General features: G+C 40.2%; 18 protein-coding genes. 15 read left to right on the plus strand and 3 right to left on the minus strand.

What is annotated here, in order from left to right; genetic code table 11:
• Positions 1–106: 106 nt before the first annotated feature.
• Positions 107–1,366, plus strand: coding sequence for an NAD(P)/FAD-dependent oxidoreductase (locus tag AB1Z56_RS03150; RefSeq protein ID WP_426791055.1), 1,260 nt, complete (start codon positions 107–109; stop codon positions 1,364–1,366).
• A gap of 73 nt (positions 1,367–1,439) precedes the next feature.
• Here the strand turns inward: AB1Z56_RS03150 and xerD are convergent, their stop codons facing one another.
• On the minus strand, positions 1,440–2,342 hold the full coding sequence (gene xerD / locus AB1Z56_RS03155; protein WP_426791056.1) for a site-specific tyrosine recombinase XerD: 903 nt from the start codon (positions 2,340–2,342) through the stop codon (positions 1,440–1,442).
• A 246-nt stretch (positions 2,343–2,588) separates the two neighbouring features.
• On the opposite strand from xerD, the gene AB1Z56_RS03160 reads away from it, so the two are divergent.
• A complete protein-coding gene (locus AB1Z56_RS03160) occupies positions 2,589–5,453 on the plus strand; it encodes a M16 family metallopeptidase (RefSeq protein WP_309361559.1) in 2,865 nt (954 codons plus the stop codon).
• 66 nt (positions 5,454–5,519) lie between these two features.
• Here the strand turns inward: AB1Z56_RS03160 and AB1Z56_RS03165 are convergent, their stop codons facing one another.
• Positions 5,520–6,380 carry a sigma-70 family RNA polymerase sigma factor gene (locus tag AB1Z56_RS03165; RefSeq protein WP_028068906.1) on the minus strand — a complete coding sequence of 287 codons (861 nt, stop codon included), beginning with the start codon at positions 6,378–6,380 and terminating at the stop codon, positions 5,520–5,522.
• Positions 6,381–6,769: 389 nt separating this feature from the next.
• Between AB1Z56_RS03165 and AB1Z56_RS03170 the strand changes: the two genes are divergently transcribed.
• A complete protein-coding gene (locus AB1Z56_RS03170; RefSeq protein WP_046675813.1) occupies positions 6,770–6,991 on the plus strand; it encodes a helix-turn-helix domain-containing protein in 222 nt (73 codons plus the stop codon).
• Here AB1Z56_RS03170 and fmt read toward each other — a convergent pair.
• Positions 6,988–7,905: a methionyl-tRNA formyltransferase gene (gene fmt, locus AB1Z56_RS03175; protein ID WP_426791057.1), complete on the minus strand. Its 918-nt coding sequence runs from the start codon at positions 7,903–7,905 to the stop codon at positions 6,988–6,990. The two genes, AB1Z56_RS03170 and fmt, sit on opposite strands and share 4 nt — an antisense overlap.
• A gap of 148 nt (positions 7,906–8,053) precedes the next feature.
• Here fmt and AB1Z56_RS03180 point away from each other — a divergent pair, with 148 nt between their 5' ends.
• The 12 genes from AB1Z56_RS03180 (at position 8,054) to AB1Z56_RS03235 (ending at position 23,081) form a co-directional block, all read left to right on the plus strand.
• Positions 8,054–9,271, plus strand: coding sequence for an ABC transporter permease (locus AB1Z56_RS03180; protein WP_309361553.1), 1,218 nt, complete (start codon positions 8,054–8,056; stop codon positions 9,269–9,271).
• Between the two features lie 116 nt (positions 9,272–9,387).
• Positions 9,388–11,511 (plus strand): cation:proton antiporter, encoded by a 2,124-nt coding sequence (locus AB1Z56_RS03185; protein WP_426791058.1) that lies wholly within the window; start codon positions 9,388–9,390, stop codon positions 11,509–11,511.
• 27 nt (positions 11,512–11,538) lie between these two features.
• On the plus strand, positions 11,539–12,801 hold the full coding sequence (gene icd / locus AB1Z56_RS03190; RefSeq protein ID WP_309361549.1) for an NADP-dependent isocitrate dehydrogenase: 1,263 nt from the start codon (positions 11,539–11,541) through the stop codon (positions 12,799–12,801).
• A 55-nt stretch (positions 12,802–12,856) separates the two neighbouring features.
• Positions 12,857–13,114: a hypothetical protein gene (locus AB1Z56_RS03195; protein WP_309361547.1), complete on the plus strand. Its 258-nt coding sequence runs from the start codon at positions 12,857–12,859 to the stop codon at positions 13,112–13,114.
• A 186-nt stretch (positions 13,115–13,300) separates the two neighbouring features.
• Complete coding sequence (serC, locus tag AB1Z56_RS03200) at positions 13,301–14,371, plus strand: 3-phosphoserine/phosphohydroxythreonine transaminase (RefSeq protein ID WP_426791059.1); 1,071 nt, start codon at positions 13,301–13,303, stop codon at positions 14,369–14,371.
• Positions 14,372–14,515: 144 nt separating this feature from the next.
• A complete protein-coding gene (locus AB1Z56_RS03205) occupies positions 14,516–15,463 on the plus strand; it encodes a D-2-hydroxyacid dehydrogenase (RefSeq protein ID WP_309361543.1) in 948 nt (315 codons plus the stop codon).
• A 125-nt stretch (positions 15,464–15,588) separates the two neighbouring features.
• Positions 15,589–16,902, plus strand: a complete 1,314-nt coding sequence (locus AB1Z56_RS03210; protein ID WP_309361540.1) for an aspartate kinase — start codon at positions 15,589–15,591, stop codon at positions 16,900–16,902.
• Positions 16,903–16,917: 15 nt separating this feature from the next.
• A complete protein-coding gene (lysA, locus tag AB1Z56_RS03215) occupies positions 16,918–18,078 on the plus strand; it encodes a diaminopimelate decarboxylase (protein WP_309361538.1) in 1,161 nt (386 codons plus the stop codon).
• 135 nt (positions 18,079–18,213) lie between these two features.
• Positions 18,214–18,966, plus strand: a complete 753-nt coding sequence (locus AB1Z56_RS03220) for a prolipoprotein diacylglyceryl transferase (RefSeq protein WP_426791060.1) — start codon at positions 18,214–18,216, stop codon at positions 18,964–18,966.
• A gap of 5 nt (positions 18,967–18,971) precedes the next feature.
• Positions 18,972–19,211, plus strand: coding sequence for a hypothetical protein (locus AB1Z56_RS03225; protein WP_309361534.1), 240 nt, complete (start codon positions 18,972–18,974; stop codon positions 19,209–19,211).
• A gap of 11 nt (positions 19,212–19,222) precedes the next feature.
• Positions 19,223–20,626, plus strand: a complete 1,404-nt coding sequence (locus tag AB1Z56_RS03230) for a radical SAM protein (protein WP_426791061.1) — start codon at positions 19,223–19,225, stop codon at positions 20,624–20,626.
• 115 nt (positions 20,627–20,741) lie between these two features.
• On the plus strand, positions 20,742–23,081 hold the full coding sequence (locus AB1Z56_RS03235; RefSeq protein WP_426791062.1) for a mechanosensitive ion channel family protein: 2,340 nt from the start codon (positions 20,742–20,744) through the stop codon (positions 23,079–23,081).
• Positions 23,082–23,118: the final 37 nt, after the last annotated feature.

A 23,118-nucleotide genomic window follows, 5' to 3' on the forward strand; every position in this document is an offset into this window, starting at 1 on the left:
GAAAAACTCTCGAAATTGTTTTTTTTATATAATTTTTTGTGAATAGATTTGGCAATTATTAATCAGGCACGAAATTAATATTTTTTTCTTTTAATCAAAGCGTATAATGAACGTTGAACAGGTTGACATTTTGATCATCGGGGCAGGTCCTTCGGGTTCTGTGGCTGCGGGGTATTTACAGAAGCAGGGGATAAAGGTAAAAGTTGTTGAAAAAAGCCGTTTTCCGAGAATTGTGGTCGGGGAGAGCTTAATCCCACGGGTGATGGATCATTTTGATGAAGCTGGACTGTTTGAGGCGCTGGATGCCCAAGGGTTTGAAAAGAAATTTGGGGCCAGGTTTATACGTGGTGAGGAAGTGTGTATTTTTGATTTTTCAGCTAAATTTTCCGAAGGCTGGGATTGGACATGGCAGATTCCAAGAGCTGATTTTGATCAGGAAATGGCCAATGAACTTATTCGGAAAGGTGTTGATCTATCGTTTGAAACGGAAGTGACTGATGTTCAATTTCAAGGTGAAAGATCGATCACCACAGTTCGGGACCGTGAAGGTGTCGAGACAAAAATAGAAGCCAATTTTCTAATTGACTGTTCGGGATACGGGAGAGTACTGCCCCGTATGTTAAATTTGGATCAGCCTTCCCGACTGAGTCCGCATTCTGCGATATTCAGTCACGTGAATGACGTTAATCGGCCTGCGGGTCAGGAAGGTAGCCTGATTTCCTTTGATATCCTGGAAACGCAAGTATGGTTGTGGGTTATTCCTTTTTCCAATGGCAATACTTCCGTTGGAATAGTTGGCCCAACTTCGTTCATAGAAAACCTGGGTGAGGATACAGCGACGGCATTGAATAAGGCGATCCTGCTGTCGGACTACTATGTGAAAAGATTTGGTGAGGTTCCTTTCATTTTTGAGCCCCGTAAATTGAGCAATTATTCAACTGCAGTAAGCAAGATGTATGGGGCCGGTTATGCCTTGACAGGTAATAGCTCGGAGTTTTTGGATCCTGTTTTTTCTTCTGGTGTGTGCTTCGCAACAGAATCCGGTATATTGGCTGCTAAGTTGGCGTTGCGGCAAATCCGGGGCGAGCAAGTTGATTGGCAGTCGGAATTTGAAGATTACATGAAAGAAGGGATTGCCGTTTTTACAACCTATATCCAGGAATGGTACACAGGCAATCTACAGGAGTTATTTTATCATCAGCCCGAAAATCCGGAGGTTAAACGCAGTATATGTGCAATATTGGCGGGGTATGTTTGGGATAAAAACAATCCATTTGTTAAAAAACACGATCGGGCGGTGAAAAATTTAGCGCACCTTATCCGGATGTCCAAGGAGGAAAAATGCGATCCAACGCTTGATGTTTAGCGGTATGAATTGAGCCTGCGATCGCGCTTTAAACCTTGTACGATAGGGTAATTTGGCAAGACCGAGTCGCTCTTTAAGAACGGGGATGATATTGCGTGATAATCGCGTGAAGATAATCGGTATCGATATGTGTGTATATTTCGGTCGTTGTAATGCTTTCGTGGCCAAGCATATCCTGGACGGCTCTTAAGTCGGCTCCACCTTCCACCAAATGGGAAGCAAAACTGTGTCTAAAGGTATGCGGACTAATGGTTTTTTGTAAGCCTATCTTTTGGGCAAGTTCCTTAATGATCAAGAATATCATCACCCTTGACAACGCAGCACCTCTTCGATTGAGGAATACAATATCTTCGTTTCCTGCTTTAACCTTGATATGCGGTCTCACCGATTCCAAATAAATGCGCAAGTGTTTGATAGCCTGCTGGCCAATGGGAATAAGACGTTCTTTACTTCCCTTGCCCTCAACTTTGATAAACTCCACATCCAAAAATAGGTTTGATATTTTAAGCGTGACCAGTTCGGAAACACGAAGACCACAGCCGTATAATATTTCGATGATTGTTTTGTTGCGTTCACCCTCGGGCGAAGAAAGATCGATTGCCGAAATCAATTGATCGATCTCTTGTACACTCAAAACGCTGGGGAGCTTGCGCGCCAGACGGGGAGCTTGAAGCAGGTCCGTCGGATTGTTGACAAAGTCGTGCTCGATGATCAGAAAACTAAAAAAGGTCTTCAAACCAGATATGAGCCTGGATTGTGTATAAGGTGAAACATTGAATTCTTGCAACCAGACCAGAAAATCCTGGATGTTTTTTCTCGTTACGGTATTTAATGCCAAATGATTGTCTTCGCAGTAGATCTGAAATTTGGATACGTCATTTAAATAAGCATCAATAGAATTGACGCTTAAGCCTCTTTCGAACTTCAAGAATTGCTCGAATTCCTTTTTTATAACCATCCAGTTTTCAAAATCCATTTGCAACAAAATTACAATTAACTGTTGTTCTTTTCGAAAGATATTCTGTATTTTTAGAAGGAATTTTTACAGATCGCCGGCTGGAGGCACCTTGATAAAGGTGCGTTATTCCAGTTTGGATAATGAAAATAGGATTGATCTGTATTTTACTATTTATCGGGACAATTGATCTCCTGTTCCGTTCACCCTAATATAAAACAATTAGATTAGCAACGATAACTGACTTAGAAAAAGAGATTTTTTTGTATGAAATTCATTAAACCACTAGCATTAGCCTTTCTGTTGCCTGCAACATTTTATAGCGCAGAAGCCAAAATGCCAACAACGCTAACTGCGGAAGCGCGAGCGATCCTATCTCAGGATAGTTTAGCTCTAAATCAAAAATTACCCTTCGACAATGAAGTCATTACAGGTAAGCTGAAAAATGGATTTACATACTTTATTCGCAAAAATAGCGAGCCTAAAGGTCGTGTTACCATGTATTTGGGTATGAAGGCCGGTTCAATTCTGGAAAATGAAAAACAACTCGGTTTGGCCCATTTTTTAGAGCATATGAACTTCAATGGCTTAAAGCATTTTCCAAAAAATGAATTGGTGAACTACTTGCAGAAAGCCGGTGTTCGATTTGGTTCAGACCTCAACGCCTACACAAGTTTTGACCAAACGGTTTATCAGCTTCCCATTCCTTCTGACGATCCTGAACTTTTAAAAAATGGCTTGCAGGTGATGCGCGATTGGGCACAAGATGCTTTGTTGGATGGGGAAGAAATTGATAAGGAGCGCGGTGTTATCCTGGAAGAAAAACGCGGTGGAAGAGGAGTGCAGCAGCGTTTACAGGATCAATACTTTCCAATGTTGCTTAACGGTTCCCTTTATTCCAAACGTTTGCCAATAGGGACTGAACAGATCCTGAAAACATTCCCTTATACAGAAATACGTAAATTCCATCAAGATTGGTACCGCCCGGATTTACAAGCATTAATTATCGTTGGGGATATTGATCCAAAAGAGATGGAAGAAAAGGTGAAAGTTTTGTTTGCAGATATGACGATGCCAAAGAAACCCTTGGACCGTAAAAAATATCGTGTGGATCTGTTAAACAAAAATCAATTTTTGGCCATTTCAGATCCCGAATTGCCCTATACTGTGATGCAGATTCTAATCAAAAGCGAGAAAGAGAAGGTTACCACTGTAGGAGATTACCGAAACGAGCTGTTAAAAAGTGTTTTCAATCAGATGATCGCGGGACGTTTCTCCGAACTAATGCAACAGCCCAATCCTCCTTTCATGCAGGCGGGCGGAAGTATCAGTGATTTTGTAGCTAATCTGAATACATTTTCATTGTTGGTGGTACCTAAGCCAGGGGAACTGGAGTCGGGGTTTAAAGCGATGTTGACCGAATTTGAGCGTATTCAGAAATATGGTTTTACACAAACAGAGCTTGACCGTGCCATTGCTGATATGAAAAAAGGCAATGAGATGTCATATATTGAAAGGGATAAAAAGAAATCTGATAGCTATGTCAACCGCTATCTGAATTATTTTATTGATGATGAGCCTGCTTTGAGTAATGAGAACGCTTACCGTCTGACCAAACAGCTGCTGCCAACCCTGCAATTGTCGGAGCTGAACGGATTGGTGAAAAAATACTATACGGATCTAAATCGCGACGTATTGGTAATGGGGCCAGAAAAGGAAAAAGCAAATTTACCTACTGAAGCTGCCGTAATGGGCTGGATAAAGGCTGTCGAGGAAAGCCCTGTATCGGCTTATGAAGATAAAGTGTCCAATCTTCCGTTGCTTTCGAAAGAACCGGTCAAAGGTACAATTTTGTCCTCAAAAGATATAGGAACAGTTCAGGCAAAAGAACTGACGTTGAGCAATGGTATTAAAGTGATCCTGAAACCAACAGATTTTAAAAATGACGAGATCCAGATTGTGGCCTATAGTCCCGGAGGAACATCGCTCTATAGCGATGCCGACTATTTCTCTGCTTCCAATGCGTCATCTTTGATTGATGCAAGCGGCGTTGGACAAATGAACAATGTAGAGCTTACGAAGTATCTCGCAGGAAAAGATGTTTCAATCTCTCCATACATATCCGAACGTTACGAAGGTATTTCAGGTAGTACGGACAAAGAAGGTCTAAAGAATGCTTTTGAATTGATTTATGGTTACTTTACCGAACCTCGATTGGATCAGGATATTTTCCAGAGTACCATGACCCGAGCAAAAGGATCTTTGGAAAATAGGCTAAGCAATCCGAATAACGTATTTTCTGATAAAGTGAAAGAAGTGCTTTATGGCAATAATGTGCGCAGGCAAAATCCGACGGTAGAAACAATCAGTAAAATCGATCGAGAGCGGGCTTTGACCATTTACAAGGAACGATTTGCTGATGCATCAGATTTTGTGTTTACAATTGTTGGATCTTTCGATGAAAATCAGATTAAGCCATTTATTGAAACCTATCTTGCGTCCCTACCTGTACTTAAACGGGGAGAGAATTACAAAGATTTAAATATTCTGGAACCAAGTAAAGGCGAACGCGTTGTTGTCCATAAAGGGAAGGAAGAAAAGGCGAGCACACAATTAGCCTATTACGGGGACTATAATTATAGTGAAACGGAGAATGTTAATATGGAAGCCTTGGAAAGTGTTTTGACGATTAAGCTACTTGAAAGACTTCGAGAAAAAGAAGGCGGTGTTTACGGAGTAGGTGCCCGTGCGAGTTTCAGTAAGTTGCCAAAGGCGCGTTATGCTTTTTCAATAGGTTTTGGATCGGCTGTTGATAAGGCTGATGCACTGATTGCCTCGGCATTGGATGAAGTGAAAAAAATTCAGGAGCAGGGGCCCGAAAAAGGAGATGTCGAGAAATTTCTGGCGGAACAGCAAAGACAAAATGAACTGAATCTTCGTGAAAATGGCTATTGGCTGAATTATATATCAAGTTCTTATCAGAATGATCTTGATCTTAGCCGGTATACGCGAAGGATTGATAACCTGAAGAAGGTAACATCGAAGTCTGTGCAGGACGTTGCTGGAAAATATTTGAAAAAAGATCGACTTTTTGAATTTATTTTAATGCCGGATTCCAAGGATACCAAATAGAAAGGATAAAAAAAATCCCAATCATTTCTGATTGGGATTGCCAAAAATTTTAATAAGTATCTCTTGTTAACCCAAATAGGATTTTAAGATTTTGCTTCTTGAAGTGTGTCTCAAACGTTGAAGAGCTTTGTCCTTGATCTGACGAACACGCTCACGTGTCAAATTGAATTTCTCTCCGATTTCCTCTAACGACAATTGGTGATTGGAACCTAAGCCAAAGAAAAGAACAATAATTTCGCGTTCTCTTTCTGTTAATGTTGCCAATGATCGTTTGATTTCTTCCGATAGAGATTCATCAATCAAAGAACTGTCTGTATCGGGATCATGGTTCTCCAATACGTCCAAAAGTGTGTTTTCTTCACCTTGAACAAAAGGAGCATCCATGGATACATGGCGACCAGAGTTACTTAGGGTATCTGAAACTTTGTCTACCGTAGTTTCTAGAATATCCGCCAATTCTTCTGGAGATGGTTCTCGTTCGTATTCCTGTTCTAGTTTTGAGAAAGCTTTACTGATTTTGCTCAATGAACCAACTTGGTTCAATGGCAGACGCACGATACGTGATTGTTCAGCAATTGCTTGAAGAATAGATTGGCGAATCCACCAAACGGCATAAGAAATAAATTTAAAACCCTTTGTTTCGTCAAAACGTTTAGCTGCTTTAATTAAGCCGAGGTTACCTTCATTGATTAAATCACCTAAGGTCAAACCTTGATTTTGATATTGTTTTGCTACTGATACTACGAAACGAAGGTTGGTTTTAGTCAATTTTTCCAAGGCAACTTGATCACCTTCACGGATGCGCTGTGCTAATTCTACTTCTTCTTCTGCTGTAATTAAGTCTACTTTACCAATTTCGTGTAAGTATTTGTCCAAAGACTGTGACTCACGATTGGTGATAGATTGTGTAATTTTGAGCTGTCTCATTAATTTTTATTAATTCTCCTCTCTAAGAAATGTTTGCGAAAATACGAAAAATTTTTGAATTATTAATGGAAAATTGATTATCTAACCACTCATATCTAATGAGTTAGGTTTTTATGAGTTTCAATTTTTTACTATCAAAAACTATTCCATTTTAATGTTTTTTTTCTTTCAATTTATCGTTTATAATATTCAACTGTTTGACTGCTAAAGAGCTAAAGGGTTTAATTTTTTTTCTGATTCTTGACAATTTAACTCGGCGGTAGCTGATTTATTGTGCAGTATGCATTCCTCAAATTTATTTTAAAATGATAATTTTATGATAAAACAAAAAGATGTATGTTTTGTTTTACTAGTGACATTAATAAATTTAAAAGAATAAAAATTATACTATGCCAATCTTAATTCACTTGGATAAAATAATGAAAGAGAAAAAGATGTCGCTTAACCAATTGAGTGACAACGTCGGAATTACCCTTTCCAATCTTTCAATCATCAAGAATCAAAAGGCGAAGGCATTGCGATTAGATACGCTTGAAGCGATATGCAAAGCACTGGACTGTCAGCCCGGTGACCTGCTACAATATTATGACGGGGGGGATGAAAAAGGCTAAAATCGATAGCCTTTTAAAAAGTCCACTACGTTCATTTTTTTCTTGCCTTCTAACTGAAGGTCAGAAATAACAATATAGCCGTCTTGTGCCGCAATTTTTAAGAAACTTTTCTTGTCAGTTTCTATGGTTCCCGGTATTGTAGGTGTATTGACAAGTTCTTTTTCTGTGCGATAGATTTTTAGTACCTTCTCATTTAAGAGCGTAAATGCCGCAGGATAAGGACTTAAACCACGAATGAAGTTATAGACCTGCGCCGTGGGCTGATTCCAGTTTATTTTACAATCTTCCTTAAAAATCTTTGGCGCATGTTTGAGTGAGGTCGCTGCTATAAGGTCATCCTGAGGTTTAGGCTGCAAGGTTCCTGCTTTCAGTTGCTGGATGGTCTGAAGAAGAGTTTCAGCCCCTGCGACCATAAGTTTATCGTGAAGATCACCTGCATTGTCCGTTTCTTTGATGGTAACTTTTTTCGACAATAGGATATTTCCGGTATCAATTTCGTGTTGTAGCAAAAATGTCGTTACGCCAGATTCCTTCTCTCCATTGATGATCGCATGATTTATTGGCGCAGCACCTCGGTATTGTGGCAGAAGCGAAGCATGGACATTGATTGTTCCAAATTTAGGCATATTCCAGACCATTTCAGGAAGCATGCGGAAGGCCACCACAACTTGAAGGTCTGCCTGGAAACTCCTGAGTTCATTCAAAAATGCTTCATCGCGAAGTTTTACTGGTTGTAGAACTGGGATGTTATGCTGTGCCGCAAATATTTTGACAGCCGATTCATGTATTTTTTGTCCACGTCCTGCAGGTTTGTCCGGCACGGTAACAACAGCGACAACCTGTTCACCTGACTGGATAAGCGCCTCAAGTGAAGCTATAGCAAAATCGGGAGTACCCATGAAAATAATACGCATAATACTTATAATTTTTATAAAGTTCTTAAAAGCAGCACAGGGTCTCAAAGTTGAATATCCACCTGAAAAACGCCTAATATTTGTTATTTCAGTTTTGTAAATAACAAATTTTTATAACTTTGCGAAGTTACATAAATATATTGAAAGCTTGAATTTTCCTTATTTTTTAGCAAATCGGATCGCATTTTCTGGAAAACGAACGTTCTCAAAATTGATCGTTCGGGTGACTATTGGTGCAATTGCTCTTGCTATTGCAGCGATTATCATATCTATTGCAGTATTGCGAGGATTTAAGGGAGAGATTATCAGCAAACAAAGGAGTTTTTTTGCGGATGTATTGGTCTTGCGTTATGACCTGAATAAGTCCTATGAAAATTCACCCATAACACTTACACCGAAGCTCCAAAAATCAATATTGGCGATTCCTGAAGTCAATTCAATCAGTTCCTTCGCGACCAAGGCTGGGATTATTAATGTGAACGATGAGGTTGAGGGAGTGGTCCTCAAAGGTGTCGATTCATTGTATAATCAAGCGCCCCTGCAGCGTATGTTGGTGGAAGGAAATATGATCGACTTTAAATCGGATAATGCAGATAATCAGATTTTGGTATCCAAGTATCTTGCAGACCGGCTGCTCTTGAAAGTCGGCGACGATTTTATTATGTATTTCGTGCAGGATCCCATACGTAAACGAAAATTTGTCATTAAGGGCATTTTTAATACGGGTTCTGAAGAGCTCGATAAGGTTTATGTTATCGGATCGCTCAATGTTATCCGCAAACTGAGCAACCTCGATGATCATGAAGTGGGGGGCTATGAAATTCGTATTAAGGATTTTAGTCAGCTCGAACAGACAACGAACAAGGTTGAAGATTTATTGCCTATTGATATGCAGGCAATCAACATCAAGGATCAGGTTCCTGATATTTTTCAATGGCTGGAATTGCTGGATATGAACACAAAAATCATCTTCATACTGATGACAGTGGTGGCTATTATCAATATGATCTCCGCATTGCTCATCACCATTCTTGAGCGGACTTCAATGATTGGGATCTTAAAAGCATTAGGTTATCACAATGCCGGAATTCGCCGGGTTTTCATGTACAGTGCCTTGTACCTCATCGGGCTCGGATTATTGATCGGAAATCTTATAGGCTTAGGTTTTTACTTTTTTCAGGATTTTACTCATTTCTTTAAATTGGATGAGAAGACCTATTATATCTCTTATGTGGCCGTTCAACTTCAATGGTCTGATGTGATTTTCGTTAATTTGGCTGTCGTGTTTATCGGAATGATCTCCTTATTTATTCCGTCAATGCTAATTACCAAGATTAGTCCGATCAAAGCCATTTCTTTTAAGTAACACTATTTTTTAGGCTTCGCTTTCTTTAAAAAATCGTATTTTTAGTGCTGTTAACTATTTTTCGAGCTGTATAGAAAAATAAGTATTTATATTTTACGGCTAGTATACAAGCACTTATGAATAAAACTTTTGAGCATATTTCCCACGCTTTCGAAGCACCTTTACAAAATCCTGTACTTATATTTTCGCTGGTACTTTTTATTATCCTGTTGTCACCGATTGTACTGCGACCGATCAAAGTCCCTGGCATCATCGGGTTAATTATATCAGGTGTTATCATTGGACCTCATGGACTTAACTGGCTGGAAAAAAACTCGGCGATAACGTTATTTTCAACAATAGGCCTACTTTATATCATGTTTATCGCTGGTTTGGAATTAGATATGAATGAGTTTAAAAAGACCAAAAATAAAAGCTTACTCTTTGGTTTCTTAACATTCATCGTGCCGATCAGCATTGGCTATCCCGTTTGTCATTTTTTATTGGGCTACGGTGTTTTGCCGAGTTTATTGATATCAAGCATGTTTGCTACTCATACGTTGGTTTCTTATCCAATTGTGAATAGCTATGGTATTTCAAAAATGGAGGCTGTTGCGATTACGATAGGCGGAACAATCCTAACGGATACCGCAGTGCTGATTATACTTGCTGTGATTACGGGCGTTTCCCAGGGAAATATTGGTAATGAATTTTGGATGACTCTGACAATTTCCTTTGCTATCTTTCTGTTTATCATGTTTGGTGTTATTCCAAGGATCGCAAAATGGTTTTTTGAGCGCTTGGGAAGTGAGAAGACATCAAACTATATTTTCGTCCTTTCTGTTGTCTTTTTTGCTGCTTTTTTAGCGGAAATTGCTGGCCTTGAGCCGATCATTGGCGCTTTCGTAGCTGGATTGGCCCTGAACAAACTGATTCCGCATTCTTCGGCTTTGATGAACCGGATCGAGTTTATTGGTAATGCAATTTTTATTCCTTTCTTTTTGATATCGGTGGGGATGATTGTTGATGTCAGCGTGATCCTGAAGGGGCCTCAGGCACTTATTATTGCCGGAACGTTGACTGTTGTGGCTATCGTCGGAAAATATGTGGCAGCTTGGTTGACGCAGATCGTTTTCAAGTATAGCCGTGGTCAGCGCAATCTGATATTTGGTTTGAGCAGTGCCCATGCCGCGGCAACATTGGCTGTCATCATGGTCGGTCATAAGAACGGTATTATTGACGAGAACGTACTCAATGGTACCATCCTATTGATATTGGTGACCTGCATCGTCGCTACAGTTGTTACAGGAAATGCTTCGCGTAAAGTGGTTATGGATGGCGAGCAGGATGAAGAGCATACGGATGTTGTTAAGGAAAAAGATGAAAACATCCTGATATCTATTGCTAATATGGATAATATGGAGCCGATTTTGGACTTTTCCACCTATATTAAGAGTAAGAAATGTTCCTATCCGGTCAATATTGTTTCTGTTGTGAAAGACAATGAACAGGCCGAGCTAAATATGTCTAAAGCACGGAAGAATCTGGATAACATGGTGCGTTATGCTTCCGGCAGCGAAACAAATGTGAATATCAGCGCGACAATAGATTTAAATATCGCAAGCGGTGTTGCGCGGTCGGCAAAAGAGGTTTCTGCCAACTGTATTGTTTTGGGCTGGCCGAGCGCAGCGAATTTTATGGATAAGTTTGTGGGAGAGAAAACAGAAAGTATTTTAAATCGAACTTCTGCAAATGTGATGTTATGTCATTTTAAAAAACCTTTTATTTCTAATAAGTCCATCGTTGTTTTTGCACCACCGATGTGCGAGGCTGAATTTGGGTTCGAGTATTGGCTGGAAAAGGTGGTTAAGCTTGCTCAGGAATTATCCCTTTCGATCACTTTTGTTGTCGATGCACGTTCCGCTGCTGCCATTGAAGCACATCTTGCCGAATTGAAAAATTCTGTTCCCGTCACCTTTGAACATTATGATGCCTGGGACAATTTGCAGGGCCTTAAAGCGTTTAAGGAGGAGGAGGCAATGTTTATTTTCGTATCGGCTAGAAATGGGGAGGTGTCTTACCGTGACTCCCTAGATGGCGTAGCAAAAAAATTAGATCGTATTTATGCAAACGAAAATCTTGTTTTAGTGTTTCCTAGTAGAGTGGAAAATGCCCATATCGACGAATATGAAGATGTGGAAGCTGCTCCAATCTTTAGAAAAATTAGCAAAGAAATCGGAAATATGTTTAATAAAGGATAGGTATACCTTCCATTAAAATCGCAGATTATGTCGAATAAGATTACAATGTCGAGTGAAGGAACTTTACAGGTTCCAGATTTTCCAACAATTCCTTTTATTATCGGCGACGGTATTGGTCCTGACCTTTGGCATGCGGCAGTGCGTGTTTTTGATCAAGCAGTGGAGAAAGCGTACGGCGGACAACGGAAAATAACATGGAAGGAGGTGTTGGCAGGAGAGAAAGCTTTCAACGAAACAGGCGAATGGCTACCAAAAGATACGCTGAATGTATTAAAAGAGTACCTGGTTGGAATTAAAGGGCCGTTAACTACGCCAGTAGGCGGTGGAATCCGTTCTTTGAATGTTGCTTTGCGTAAGGATTTGGATCTCTATGTATGTCAACGGCCGACAAAATGGTTTGAGGGGGTACCCTCGCCAGTCAAACATCCGGAATATGTGGATATGGTCATTTTTCGTGAAAATACAGAGGATATTTATGCCGGAATAGAGTTTCAGGCAGGAACAGCTGAAGCCAACAGGTTTCAGGATTTCTTGCATGATGAGCTTGATATTGATTACAATTTCTCGGCCACTACAGGAGTTGGTGTCAAACTGGTTTCTGAGGAGGGGTCCAAAAGATTAGTCCGTGCAGCGATAGAACATGCTATTGATCACAATTTGCCTTCCGTGACGATTGTTCATAAAGGAAATATCATGAAATTTACGGAGGGAGCTTTTAAGATTTGGGGCTATGAAGTTGCTGAAACGGAATTTGCCGATAAAACGTATACGTGGGGACAGTGGGAGCGAACGAAAGAAGAAAAGGGTGCTGAGGTTGCTAACCAAGAACAAAAAGCGGCCTTGGATTCAGGCAAAATTCTGATTAAAGATATGATTGCCGATAATTTTTTACAGCAGATCCTGCTTAATCCACGGGATTTTTCCGTTGTGGCAACGTTGAATCTGAACGGTGATTATATTTCTGATGCACTAGCCGCCATGGTTGGCGGTATAGGGATTGCACCGGGGGCAAATATCAATTTTAAAACAGGGCATGCTGTTTTTGAAGCCACCCATGGTACTGCACCTCGCTTTGCAAATACCAATACCATGAATCCCTCTTCGGTTATTTTAAGCGGCGTTATGCTGTTCGAGTACCTGGGATGGGTCGAAGCTGCGGCGGCAATTGTTAAGGCCTTGGGTGAGACGATACTGGCTAAGACCGTGACGGTGGATTTTTACAATTTGATGGATGATGCTACCTTAGTCAAAACAAGTGAATTTGCAGATCGAATTATTGAAAAAATATAAGAATTTTATTTTTTGAGATATTAAGCAGAAATTTGAATAAAATTTCTGCTTTTTTATGGACTATAATCAGTTGCCACCTTTTATAAGGGAATCGCGTATTTTTACAGAGAACGATAAAATTAAATTAGCTCAGGCCGAGCGTTTACCTACTCCGCAGGAAGTGGATGACATCACCGGGCTTCCCGAAATTTACGAATTGTTAAATGCCTTTATTGGCGATCAATCCTCCCGTAATACCCACCTTCAGCTTAAAGCGAAGGAGTATTTGCAAGATAATCAGGTAGATATGGCTTGGAAGGTTTTGCTTATCTGATGTTTTTTGCATTGAATTAAGGATTTGTTGTGCGATCTTTTTATTGAAATCATTTAGAATTTTGTAAATTTTCAATAAAAAAAGAGATTAGTTGAAAAATATATAATTTTATTTTACCTTTGGTTTTTAAAACAACAGATTGCTGAGCTAGGGTTAAAAAAGGCAATCAAACAAACTATAACATCAATGAAACATAATTTTGGAGCAGGTCCATGTATTCTGCCAAAGGAAGTATTTCAACAAGCCTCAGAAGCTGTAATTGATTTTAACAACACAGGTTTATCAATTTTAGAGATCTCTCACCGTTCCAAAGAGTTTGAAGCAGTGATAGACGAAGCGACACAATTAGTAAGAGAGTTATTGGCAGTGCCTCAGGGATATTCGATTCTTTTCCTTCAGGGCGGAGCCAGTCTGCAATTTGCAATGGCGCCTTTGAATCTATTGCCAGAAGGTGGTAAAGCTGCTTATTTGGATACTGGTGTCTGGGCGACAAAAGCTTTAAAAGAAGCTAAAAAATTCGGTACAGTAGATGTTGTAGCTTCGTCGATTGATAAAAACTATTCCTATATACCGAAAGGATATGCTATTCCTTCGGATGCAGCATATTTCCATTACACAGCCAACAATACCATTTATGGAACTGAAGTCTTTGAAAAACCTGAGACAGCATTGCCAGTGGTTGTTGATATGTCTTCGGATATCTTTTCACGTGAGATCAATGTAGCAGATTATGATTTGATCTATGCGGGAGCACAGAAAAATATGGGACCTGCAGGTGTTACCTTAGTTATCGTGAAAGATGATATCCTTGGTAAATCAGGCCGCGTACTTCCATCGATGTTAGATTACCAGTTGCATATCAATGGTGGTTCAATGTATAATACGCCGCCCGTATATTCGATTTTCGTCTCTATGTTAAATCTTCGCTGGTTAAAAGCAAAAGGTGGTGTTACTGTATTGGAGCAGGAGAATATCATCAAAGCACGTGCTTTATACGATGAGATCGATCGCAATCCATTGTTCAAGGGTACTGCTGCTGTAGAAGACCGTTCCCGCATGAATGTTACTTTTGTGATGGATACACCAGAGTTGGAAGCTGAATTTTTGGCTTTGGCAAAAGAGCGTAATTTGATTGGTATCAAAGGTCACCGTTCTGTAGGTGGATTTAGAGCTTCGATTTACAATGCTTTACCATTAAGCAGCGTAAATGCGTTGATTGATGCAATGAAAGAATTTGAGGATACGCATACCGCCTAAGGGACTGTGCATGTTGCTGAAATTTAGCAGTTGACAAACTGATAATTAGTTAGATTAAGAATTATAGAGGTCGTATCGTATTCACCTGGTTGGATCTTCCGATGAGTTGAACGGTACTGATACCTTTAAAAACGAATTATAAAGATGAAAATATTAGCGAATGACGGTATCGATCCACTAGGAAAGAAAATGTTGGAAGATGCAGGTCATAGTGTAGATACAAACCATATTCCACAGGAAGAGCTTGCTGAGAAGCTACTTGCTTATGATGCAATCACGGTACGCAGTGCGACAAAAGTACGCCAGGCATTGATCGATGGCTGTCCTAACTTGAAAGTTATCGGCCGTGGTGGAGTAGGTATGGATAATATTGACGTGGAATATGCGCGTTCAAAAGGTATCGCTGTTGTCAATACACCGGCGGCATCTTCTTTATCTGTTGCCGAATTGGTTTTTGCCCATTTGTTGAACGGTGTACGTTTCTTATACGATTCTAACAGGAAAATGCCTGTTGAGGGCAATACTAAATTTGGTGCGCTGAAAAAAGCTTATGGAGCCGGAACAGAGCTTCGTGGTAAGACGATCGGTATCGTTGGTTTTGGTCGTATCGGCCGTGAAGTTGCCAAGATCGCCATTGGTTTAGGTATGGATGTCGTTTATACAGATCTATTTGAAGGACCTAAAGCATTGACAATAGCGCTTTCTGGCGGTATTCAAGTCGACGTGCCTATTCAGCAGGTGGAAATGGAAAACTTATTGAAAGTTTCTGATTTCATCTCTTTACATGTTCCATTTTTGGATAAACCGGCTATCGGTGCTGCTGAGTTTCCATTGTTAAAAGACGGTGTAGGCTTAGTCAATGCTTCCAGAGGTGGCGTTATCGATGAATTGGAATTGGTGAAAGCATTGGATTCCGGTAAAGTTGCATTTGCTGGTTTGGATGTATTCGATAATGAACCAACTCCACGTGAAGAGATTTTGAAACACCCTAAAATTTCATTGACGCCTCATATCGGGGCAGCAACCAATGAAGCTCAAGAAAGAATCGGCGAAGAACTGGCCGGTCTACTGATCGAAAACTTGAAGAAGTAATTCTTCCGCATAACATATAAGATATGCGGCACAAAACTTTCATGATTTTGTGCCGCATTTTTTTTAATATAAATTCATGAATTGCCTATATTGGCACACAGAAATTTAATAATTGTAACTTCAGTATGAAAGTTTTAAAATTTGGTGGTACTTCCGTGGGGAGTGCAGCACGTATCAAAGGGTTGTTGGATATAGTAAACCCTGCTGAACGTCAGATCGTCGTATTGTCCGCAGTTGCTGGAACGACAAATGCTTTGGTTGAAATAGGTCAAGCTTACACAGCGGGTAAGAAGGACGAAGCTAAAGATTTGGTCAAGAAGCATAAGGATAAGTACGAAGACCTTATTAAAGAACTTTTCAGTACTGAACAAGGGTATAAAAATGGTAAAGAATTGATCGATTACCATTTTAATCTGATTTCTACCTTGGCCAATGAATTATTTACACCTATTGAAGAAAAAGTTATTCTGGCGCAAGGTGAATTGATGTCTACTGCTTTATGGCATTTCTATTTGAATGAAATCGGTATAAAATCCGTGTTATTGCCGGCCTTAGATTTTATGAAAATCGACGAGGACAATGAGCCTATGGTAGAGTATATCGGTGAAAAGCTAAGTCATATTTTGGCACAGAGCCCAGAAAATACGCTATTTATCACACAAGGCTTTATATGTAGAAATTCATTTGGTGAAATCGATAATTTGCGCCGTGGTGGTTCCGATTATACAGCTTCATTGATCGGCGCATCAATTCGTGCCGAGGAAGTGCAGATCTGGACGGATATCGACGGAATGCACAATAATGATCCGCGTGTTGTCAAAGGAACAACACCGATTGCACATCTAAGCTTTGATGAGGCTGCGGAGCTGGCTTATTTTGGTGCTAAAATTTTACATCCACAATCGGTATTCCCAGCGCAAAAATATAACGTTCCAGTTCGGTTGTTGAATACGATGGAACCTAATGCAAAAGGGACATTGATCAGTAAAGATGGTGCGCAGAAAGGTTGTATCCGTGCTATAGCAGCGAAAGACGGTATCACAGCAATTCATATCCATTCGTCGAGAATGCTTCTTGCCTATGGTTTCCTACGCCGTGTTTTTGAAATATTCGAGCGTTATAAAACACCAATCGATATGATCACAACTTCGGAAGTGGCGGTATCTTTGACGATTGATGATACAACAAATTTGGCGGATATTATCAAAGAAGTGGAGGATTTTGGTTCAGTAACAGTTGATGGTGATCAGACCATTGTATGTGTTGTAGGCGATTTTGGTTTAAATAGCCATGGTTATGCTGCTCGCGTGCTTGATGCTGTAAAACACCTTCCAGTTCGTATGATTTCTTACGGTGGTTCAGACTTTAATGTGTCTATTCTATTGAATTCAGATCATAAAACAGAAGCATTACGTTCATTGCACAATCGTTTATTTTAAGAATTAGGTTTTTATATGATAAATACAGGTATCGCGGCGAAGTTTGCAGAGAAAGAAACGCCGTTTTATTATTATGATCTGAATGTGTTAAACAAGACCTTGGAGGCTGCGCATGTTGCTTCGCACAAACGAGGATTTCATGTTCACTATGCATTAAAGGCCAATTTTAATGACGAGTTATTGAAGGCGATTCAAGCGGTCGGCTTTGGCGCGGATTGTGTGAGTGGCAATGAAGTAAAGAAAGCCATTGAATGTGGCTTTGATTCCAAGAAAGTCACTTTTGCTGGCGTTGGTAAATCCGATAAGGAAATCAATTATGCGCTCGATCAAAATATCTTTGCGTTTAATGTTGAATCCATTCAGGAGCTTGAAGTCATCAATGAGCTTGCCTCAAAGAAAGGTGTAAAAGCAAATGTGGCTTTACGGATCAATCCAAATGTGGATGCACACACCCATCATTATATTACAACAGGGCTTGACGAAAACAAATTTGGTGTGCCCAATGCCGATTTGGAAAAGTGTGCAGCCGTGCTTAAAAAATGTGAGTCTATTGAATTGGTAGGTCTTCATTTTCACGTCGGATCACAGATTACGGATATGACCGTATTCAAAAGTCTATGTGTGAAGGTCAATGAATGGAAAAACTGGTTTGAAGAACGCGGTACACAAATCCGTGTATTGAATGTCGGTGGCGGATTGGGGATAGATTATAAAAATCCGGATGGAAATACAATTCCCGATTTTGAAGCCTATTTTGATATCTTCGACCGCTTCCTGGAGCGTACAGCACAGCAAGAAGTACATTTTGAATTGGGACGGGCTTTGGTCGCACAATGCGGAAGCTTGGTCAGTCGTGTGTTGTATGTCAAAAATGGTGTCAAGAAGAACTTCTTGGTATTGGATGCCGGAATGACTGAATTAATGCGCCCAGCCTTGTATCAGGCCTATCATAAAATTGAAAATATCAGTGCGACAGACACCGCCGAATCCATTAACTACGATGTGGTTGGGCCAATCTGTGAATCGTCGGATTGCTTTGGGAAAGAAGTACCACTTCCAGTTTCAAAACGCGGCGACTTAATTGCTATTCGTTCTGCAGGTGCTTATGGCGAAGTGATGGCCTCGCGTTATAACCTCCGTGAAGAAATACGCTTTGTATACAACAATCAGCTATAATTGCTGTGGTAAAATAATTATTTCTAAGCCAGTCCATTTCTCGGACTGGCTTTTTCGTTTTAATAGTTTTGTTCTGTGTGCAGCAACTTTTGTTTATCATTTTCTTGATCGTCTTTCGTATACTTGTTTATGCTTATGATGATCGAGTTTCCGGTTACGATAGATTTGTTTGGAAAAACATTTCTCTTACATCCTTTTATGGAAGGACTGGGGATGTTTATTGGTATGCGTTATTACCAACTGCTCAAATGGAAGGATGAGGAAAGTTTAGGGCATAGCAATTCACTTCTTATTGTCATAGCAGCAGGTCTAGGCGCTTTAATCGGCTCGCATCTTATCGGTTCCTTCGAGCGTCCGGCTGAATTACTCAATGCAACACATAAATGGGTCTACATCTGGGTGAACAATACAATAATCGGTGGTTTGGCCGGAGGTTTGGTTGCCGTAGAAGGGATGAAGAAGATTATGGGTAAAAAAGAAAGTACCGGGGATAGGATGGTCTTTCCTTTAATTACCGCAATTGCCATTGGTCGGATAGGATGTTTTTACACGGGGGTGTTCGAGCAGACCTATGGTTTACCCACAACCTCTCCCTTGGGGATGTACCTGGGTGATGCCTATAAACGGCATCCGGTAGCGCTGTATGAAATCGCATTTTTACTGCTCTTATTTGTAGGACTCCAACTTTTTAAACGGCGATACAATTATCGAAATGGTGTGTTGTTTCAGCTTTTTATGCTTAGTTATTTTAGTTTTCGTTTCCTGCTGGACTTTATTAAGCCCCGGGAAATTATACTTTTGGGACTAAGTACCATACAAATTACCTGCATCGTGGTGATAATTTATTATATTTATTTATTAAAAAATGAACGTTTAATCAAAAAATAGAAATTATGTATTTGCTTGAAGGGTCATTTGGTTCGGAAAGTACCGCGATGTTGGGACTTTTTCTACTTACTTTAGGTGCTATTGTAATCGGTATTGCACTTTTGGTTATTATTATCGGCTCGATTATCAAAGCTGGCAATAAAGAGTCAAAATTCAATGTTAACCCCTGGCTTAAAGTCTTGTTGGGTGGAATTGGAGCAATGCTGGCAGGAGGACTTGCCTGTGGACTTACCTTTATGAACTAGAAATCAAAACGATGCCAGTTAGAAACTACACCTACTACGATTATACCATTAGCCTATGTCCAACATGCCTTTCGCGAGTTGGTGCCAAGATTATTATCGAGGATGAGCAGGTATTTATGACCAAAAACTGTCCTGATCATGGCTTTTTCAAAACACTGATTGCAACTGATGTTGACTATTATAAGAACATTCGTAATTATAATAAAGCCTCCGAAACACCTTTAAAATTTGACAATGAAGTGCATTATGGCTGTCCTTACGATTGTGGCCTATGTGTCGATCACGAGCAGCATAGCTGTCTGTCCATCATTGAGGTAACCGACCGCTGCAATCTGACCTGTCCAACCTGTTACGCTATGTCGTCTCCCCATTATGGACGACATCGATCGCTGGAAGAAATTGAGCAAATGTTGGACAAAATCGTGGCAAGTGAAGGTGAACCAGACGTGGTGCAGATCAGCGGCGGGGAACCAACCATTCACCCTGATTTTTTTAAGATTTTAGATATCGCGAAGACAAAACCGATCAAGCATCTGATGCTCAATACGAATGGTATCAGAATTGCCAATGACCCTGGTTTTGCTGAGCAACTCGCCACGTATGCCCCTGAATTTGAAATCTATCTTCAGTTTGATTCCTTTCGCCCATCCGTGCTCGAAAAGTTTCGGGGCAAAGATCTCACTGATGTCCGAAAAAAGGCCATTGACAAATTAAATGCCCTCAATCTAAGTACAACATTGGTCGTCGTCTTAGAAAAAGGAACCAACGATGATGAAATAGGGGAAATATTGGATTACGCCCTACAACAGCGATGTGTACGGGGGGTAACCTTTCAACCAGTGGAAATTGCCGGGCGAAATGCGTCCGATGCCCAACAGCATAAAATGACACTGACCGAGGTGCGTCAGGAAATTCTGAACCAATATCCGCTGCTGGATCCCCATGATATTATTCCGGTGCCCTGTAATCCTGATGCCTTAGCCATGGGATACATCTTGAAGATTGGAGCAGAGCGTATTCCATTAACCCGACACATTGATCCTGCAATTCTATTAAATAACCAATCTCGAAATACTATTGTCTATGAGCAGGACAAAGGCGTTCAGATACAGCTATTAGATATTTTTAGCACTGGAATTTCTGTTGATAAAGTGAAGCCAAAGGTAAACCAGCTGCTTTGCTGTTTACCGGAAGTGTGCGCACCAGATCTTGATTACGATAATCTATTTCGTATTATCATTATGAATTTTATGGATGCCTATGATTTTGATGTTCGCGCGGTTAAGAAATCTTGTGTTCACATCGTCAATAAGGATCTGAAGTTAATTCCTTTTGAGACGATGAACTTATTTTATCGTGATGATAAAATAAAAAGGTTGGAAGAACTTAAACTAACAGATGCTATTCGATTTTAGCTTCAGATAACTTATTTTTGTCGAAAAAACAGCTTTGGTTCTTTCTTTGCAATATGTTTTTTCCGTCGAATTAGCTTATGCATTGCCGGGAAAGGAAATCAAAAAAAATAGAAGTATGAAATTGGGCATCGTTACACGTTTTATTTTTGTCTTAAGTCTTCTGACTTTTCAGCTACAAGTGTTTGCACAGGATTCCGTTCAGGTTAGACGGAATCTGACCAGTGATCGCACGGCAGCGCATGGCAGCTTTAATAGGAGGTCAGTTACGGATTCTACACGAGTGGGGAATGACTCCTTACGGAATGACCTGAAGAAAGTTAATTTGACTTTTCTTTCTAATATTCGAACTGGATCAATGGCAGATTTCGTTGCGCAATTGAATGAAAAATCCAATACGTATACTGCGACCAATAAAGGATCGGCCAAAGACAGTATTGCTGCAATTAAAAATAGTATTCACGAAGAAATTAGGCAGCTAAAGTCCATTAAGGGCAGTATCAGTAATTATTCAAACAGTCTTCATGTTACCCAGGATCAAATCAGGAACTTGGTCAGCCATTATGATATTAGTGCTAATAATCATAGTCGAGCATATCAATACCTTGATAACGCGCAGCTCAAGCTGTCGTCAAAAATGGATTCTCTGGAGACTATCAACCGTACGATAGATGAACTTATCGCCAAGAACCAACGCCATTTAATACGACTTGATGCTGTGCATGAAGTACAAAATGTCAGTAAAAAGGTCGATTCCACATCGAGCAAAAGTTCAATCTGGAAAGCGAATACGGCAGCGATTTCAAAGGATGTTATTTTAAATAATATACGCAGTAATTATAGCAACAATACATCGATAGATAAATATGTTAATCGGACGGATTGGGCGAGCCGTGTTCTGCTGATTGTACTCGGACTGGGATATTGCTACTGGATTGTACGGGTGTCCTATGCTCTTCGACAAAATGATCCTGAACATAAACTTGCGATTGACGCTATAGTTGGGAAAACAATTATTTTTCTCTTGACACTGTTGCCTTTTGTCAATTTCTTTACGCCAAGTTTCATTTTGCAGGCATCCCAATTGGTCATCATGTTAATCTTCATGTTTTTGCTGCGGCATCGCATGAGCGGATTACAGCGTAAAATTGCCGTTATCCTCATTGTATTCTATCTGCTGGACGTATTTGTAAATATGATCGTAAGCGATGACCTCTTTTTAAGGATTGTTTGTATTGCCTTTAATCTGATCGCACTCGGACTTGTCAGCTACACCAAACGACGAATCAAAAATGTGGACAGTCCGGGCTATATCAGCAATTTTATTTATGTCGTTTTCGCTATCCTCAATATCACGGCAATTACCTTGAATGTGATCGGCCATGTTGAGCACTCGCGGAGCTTTAGTATTGCCTGTGCCGTTGGTTTGGTTCAATCTTTTACGCTGCAATATTTTGCTGATATGATTAAGGCTGATGTACGTAATCAGTTTAAAAAAGATCGTTTGACTACAGGATTCTGGATGCGTTTTAATGAACAGCGTACGTTGGCTATCATCACCGAAATTCTTCGGATCGTCTGTGTGCTTTTGGCAATCATTGTGCTAGCAAATAACCTGCAATTTATAGAAACCTTGCTGGTTTTAAGCGAAACATTTTTTGGCAAAGTACGAAGTATAGGCAGTATTTCATTTACGTTAGGCAACCTTGTTGTTGCAGTTCTGGTTTTTCTAGTAGCCAATTGGTTCCAAAAAAATATCAGCTTGATCGTTCTCGGAGGGGAAGACGGACAGCTCAATCAGACGTATAACCAAAAGATGACGCTGTTTCCCTTATTTCGTTTAGCTATTATTTTGATCGGTTTTTTTATGGCAATCTCTGCTCTGGGCATGAGTTTGGATAAACTGACCGTTGTCATCGGTGCGCTCAGTGTCGGTATCGGTCTGGGAATGCAGAATATCATCAATAATTTTGTTTCTGGAATTATCCTCGTTTTTGATAAACCATTTCGTGTGGGGGATCAGATAGAGTTAGCTGACAAAAAGGGGCGTGTCAAGGAGATAGGGATACGTGCTAGCGTCTTAAAAACTGGCGATGGTGCCGATGTAATTATTCCAAATGGTGATTTGCTTTCGGGCAGAGTCGTCAATTGGACATTATCCCAGGAATACAGCAAGACGAGTTTTGTTCTTCACGTTGACCGGAAAGCAGATTTGGAACAAGCTAGAAAATGGATCAAGGAAGCGATGGAAAGCAGTGTGCATTTTATCAAGGATAGGGATAGCGGTATCAGTATACAGGATATAAGTGAGGAGATGATATACCTGAGCGTTTCCGGCTGGGTAAATTTTGCGGCTAATGCTTCATCTTTTAAAAATGATGTATTACTTGTACTGTATAAGAAATTTGAAGCTGAAGGGCTGAAGTTTTACAGTGTCATTCCGCCCAAGGGAAATTAGTGCATCGAGGCAGCTCGTTTATGGAATTCATAAAAAG

This window comes from Sphingobacterium sp. WOUb80 (assembly GCF_050058145.1).
Classification (GTDB): domain Bacteria; phylum Bacteroidota; class Bacteroidia; order Sphingobacteriales; family Sphingobacteriaceae; genus Sphingobacterium.

Coding starts and splice junctions, on each gene's coding strand:
- AB1Z56_RS03170 (WP_046675813.1), top strand. CDS start 6,770: ATGCCAATCTTAATTCACTTGGATAAAATAATGAAAGAGAAAAAGATG.
- AB1Z56_RS03185 (WP_426791058.1), top strand. CDS start 9,388: ATGAATAAAACTTTTGAGCATATTTCCCACGCTTTCGAAGCACCTTTA.
- AB1Z56_RS03225 (WP_309361534.1), top strand. CDS start 18,972: ATGTATTTGCTTGAAGGGTCATTTGGTTCGGAAAGTACCGCGATGTTG.
- AB1Z56_RS03165 (WP_028068906.1), bottom strand. CDS start 6,380: ATGAGACAGCTCAAAATTACACAATCTATCACCAATCGTGAGTCACAG.
- serC (WP_426791059.1), top strand. CDS start 13,301: ATGAAACATAATTTTGGAGCAGGTCCATGTATTCTGCCAAAGGAAGTA.
- icd (WP_309361549.1), top strand. CDS start 11,539: ATGTCGAATAAGATTACAATGTCGAGTGAAGGAACTTTACAGGTTCCA.
- AB1Z56_RS03220 (WP_426791060.1), top strand. CDS start 18,214: ATGATGATCGAGTTTCCGGTTACGATAGATTTGTTTGGAAAAACATTT.
- AB1Z56_RS03160 (WP_309361559.1), top strand. CDS start 2,589: ATGAAATTCATTAAACCACTAGCATTAGCCTTTCTGTTGCCTGCAACA.
- xerD (WP_426791056.1), bottom strand. CDS start 2,342: ATGGATTTTGAAAACTGGATGGTTATAAAAAAGGAATTCGAGCAATTC.
- AB1Z56_RS03205 (WP_309361543.1), top strand. CDS start 14,516: ATGAAAATATTAGCGAATGACGGTATCGATCCACTAGGAAAGAAAATG.
- AB1Z56_RS03150 (WP_426791055.1), top strand. CDS start 107: ATGAACGTTGAACAGGTTGACATTTTGATCATCGGGGCAGGTCCTTCG.
- lysA (WP_309361538.1), top strand. CDS start 16,918: ATGATAAATACAGGTATCGCGGCGAAGTTTGCAGAGAAAGAAACGCCG.
- AB1Z56_RS03230 (WP_426791061.1), top strand. CDS start 19,223: ATGCCAGTTAGAAACTACACCTACTACGATTATACCATTAGCCTATGT.
- AB1Z56_RS03235 (WP_426791062.1), top strand. CDS start 20,742: ATGAAATTGGGCATCGTTACACGTTTTATTTTTGTCTTAAGTCTTCTG.
- AB1Z56_RS03195 (WP_309361547.1), top strand. CDS start 12,857: ATGGACTATAATCAGTTGCCACCTTTTATAAGGGAATCGCGTATTTTT.
- fmt (WP_426791057.1), bottom strand. CDS start 7,905: ATGCGTATTATTTTCATGGGTACTCCCGATTTTGCTATAGCTTCACTT.
- AB1Z56_RS03210 (WP_309361540.1), top strand. CDS start 15,589: ATGAAAGTTTTAAAATTTGGTGGTACTTCCGTGGGGAGTGCAGCACGT.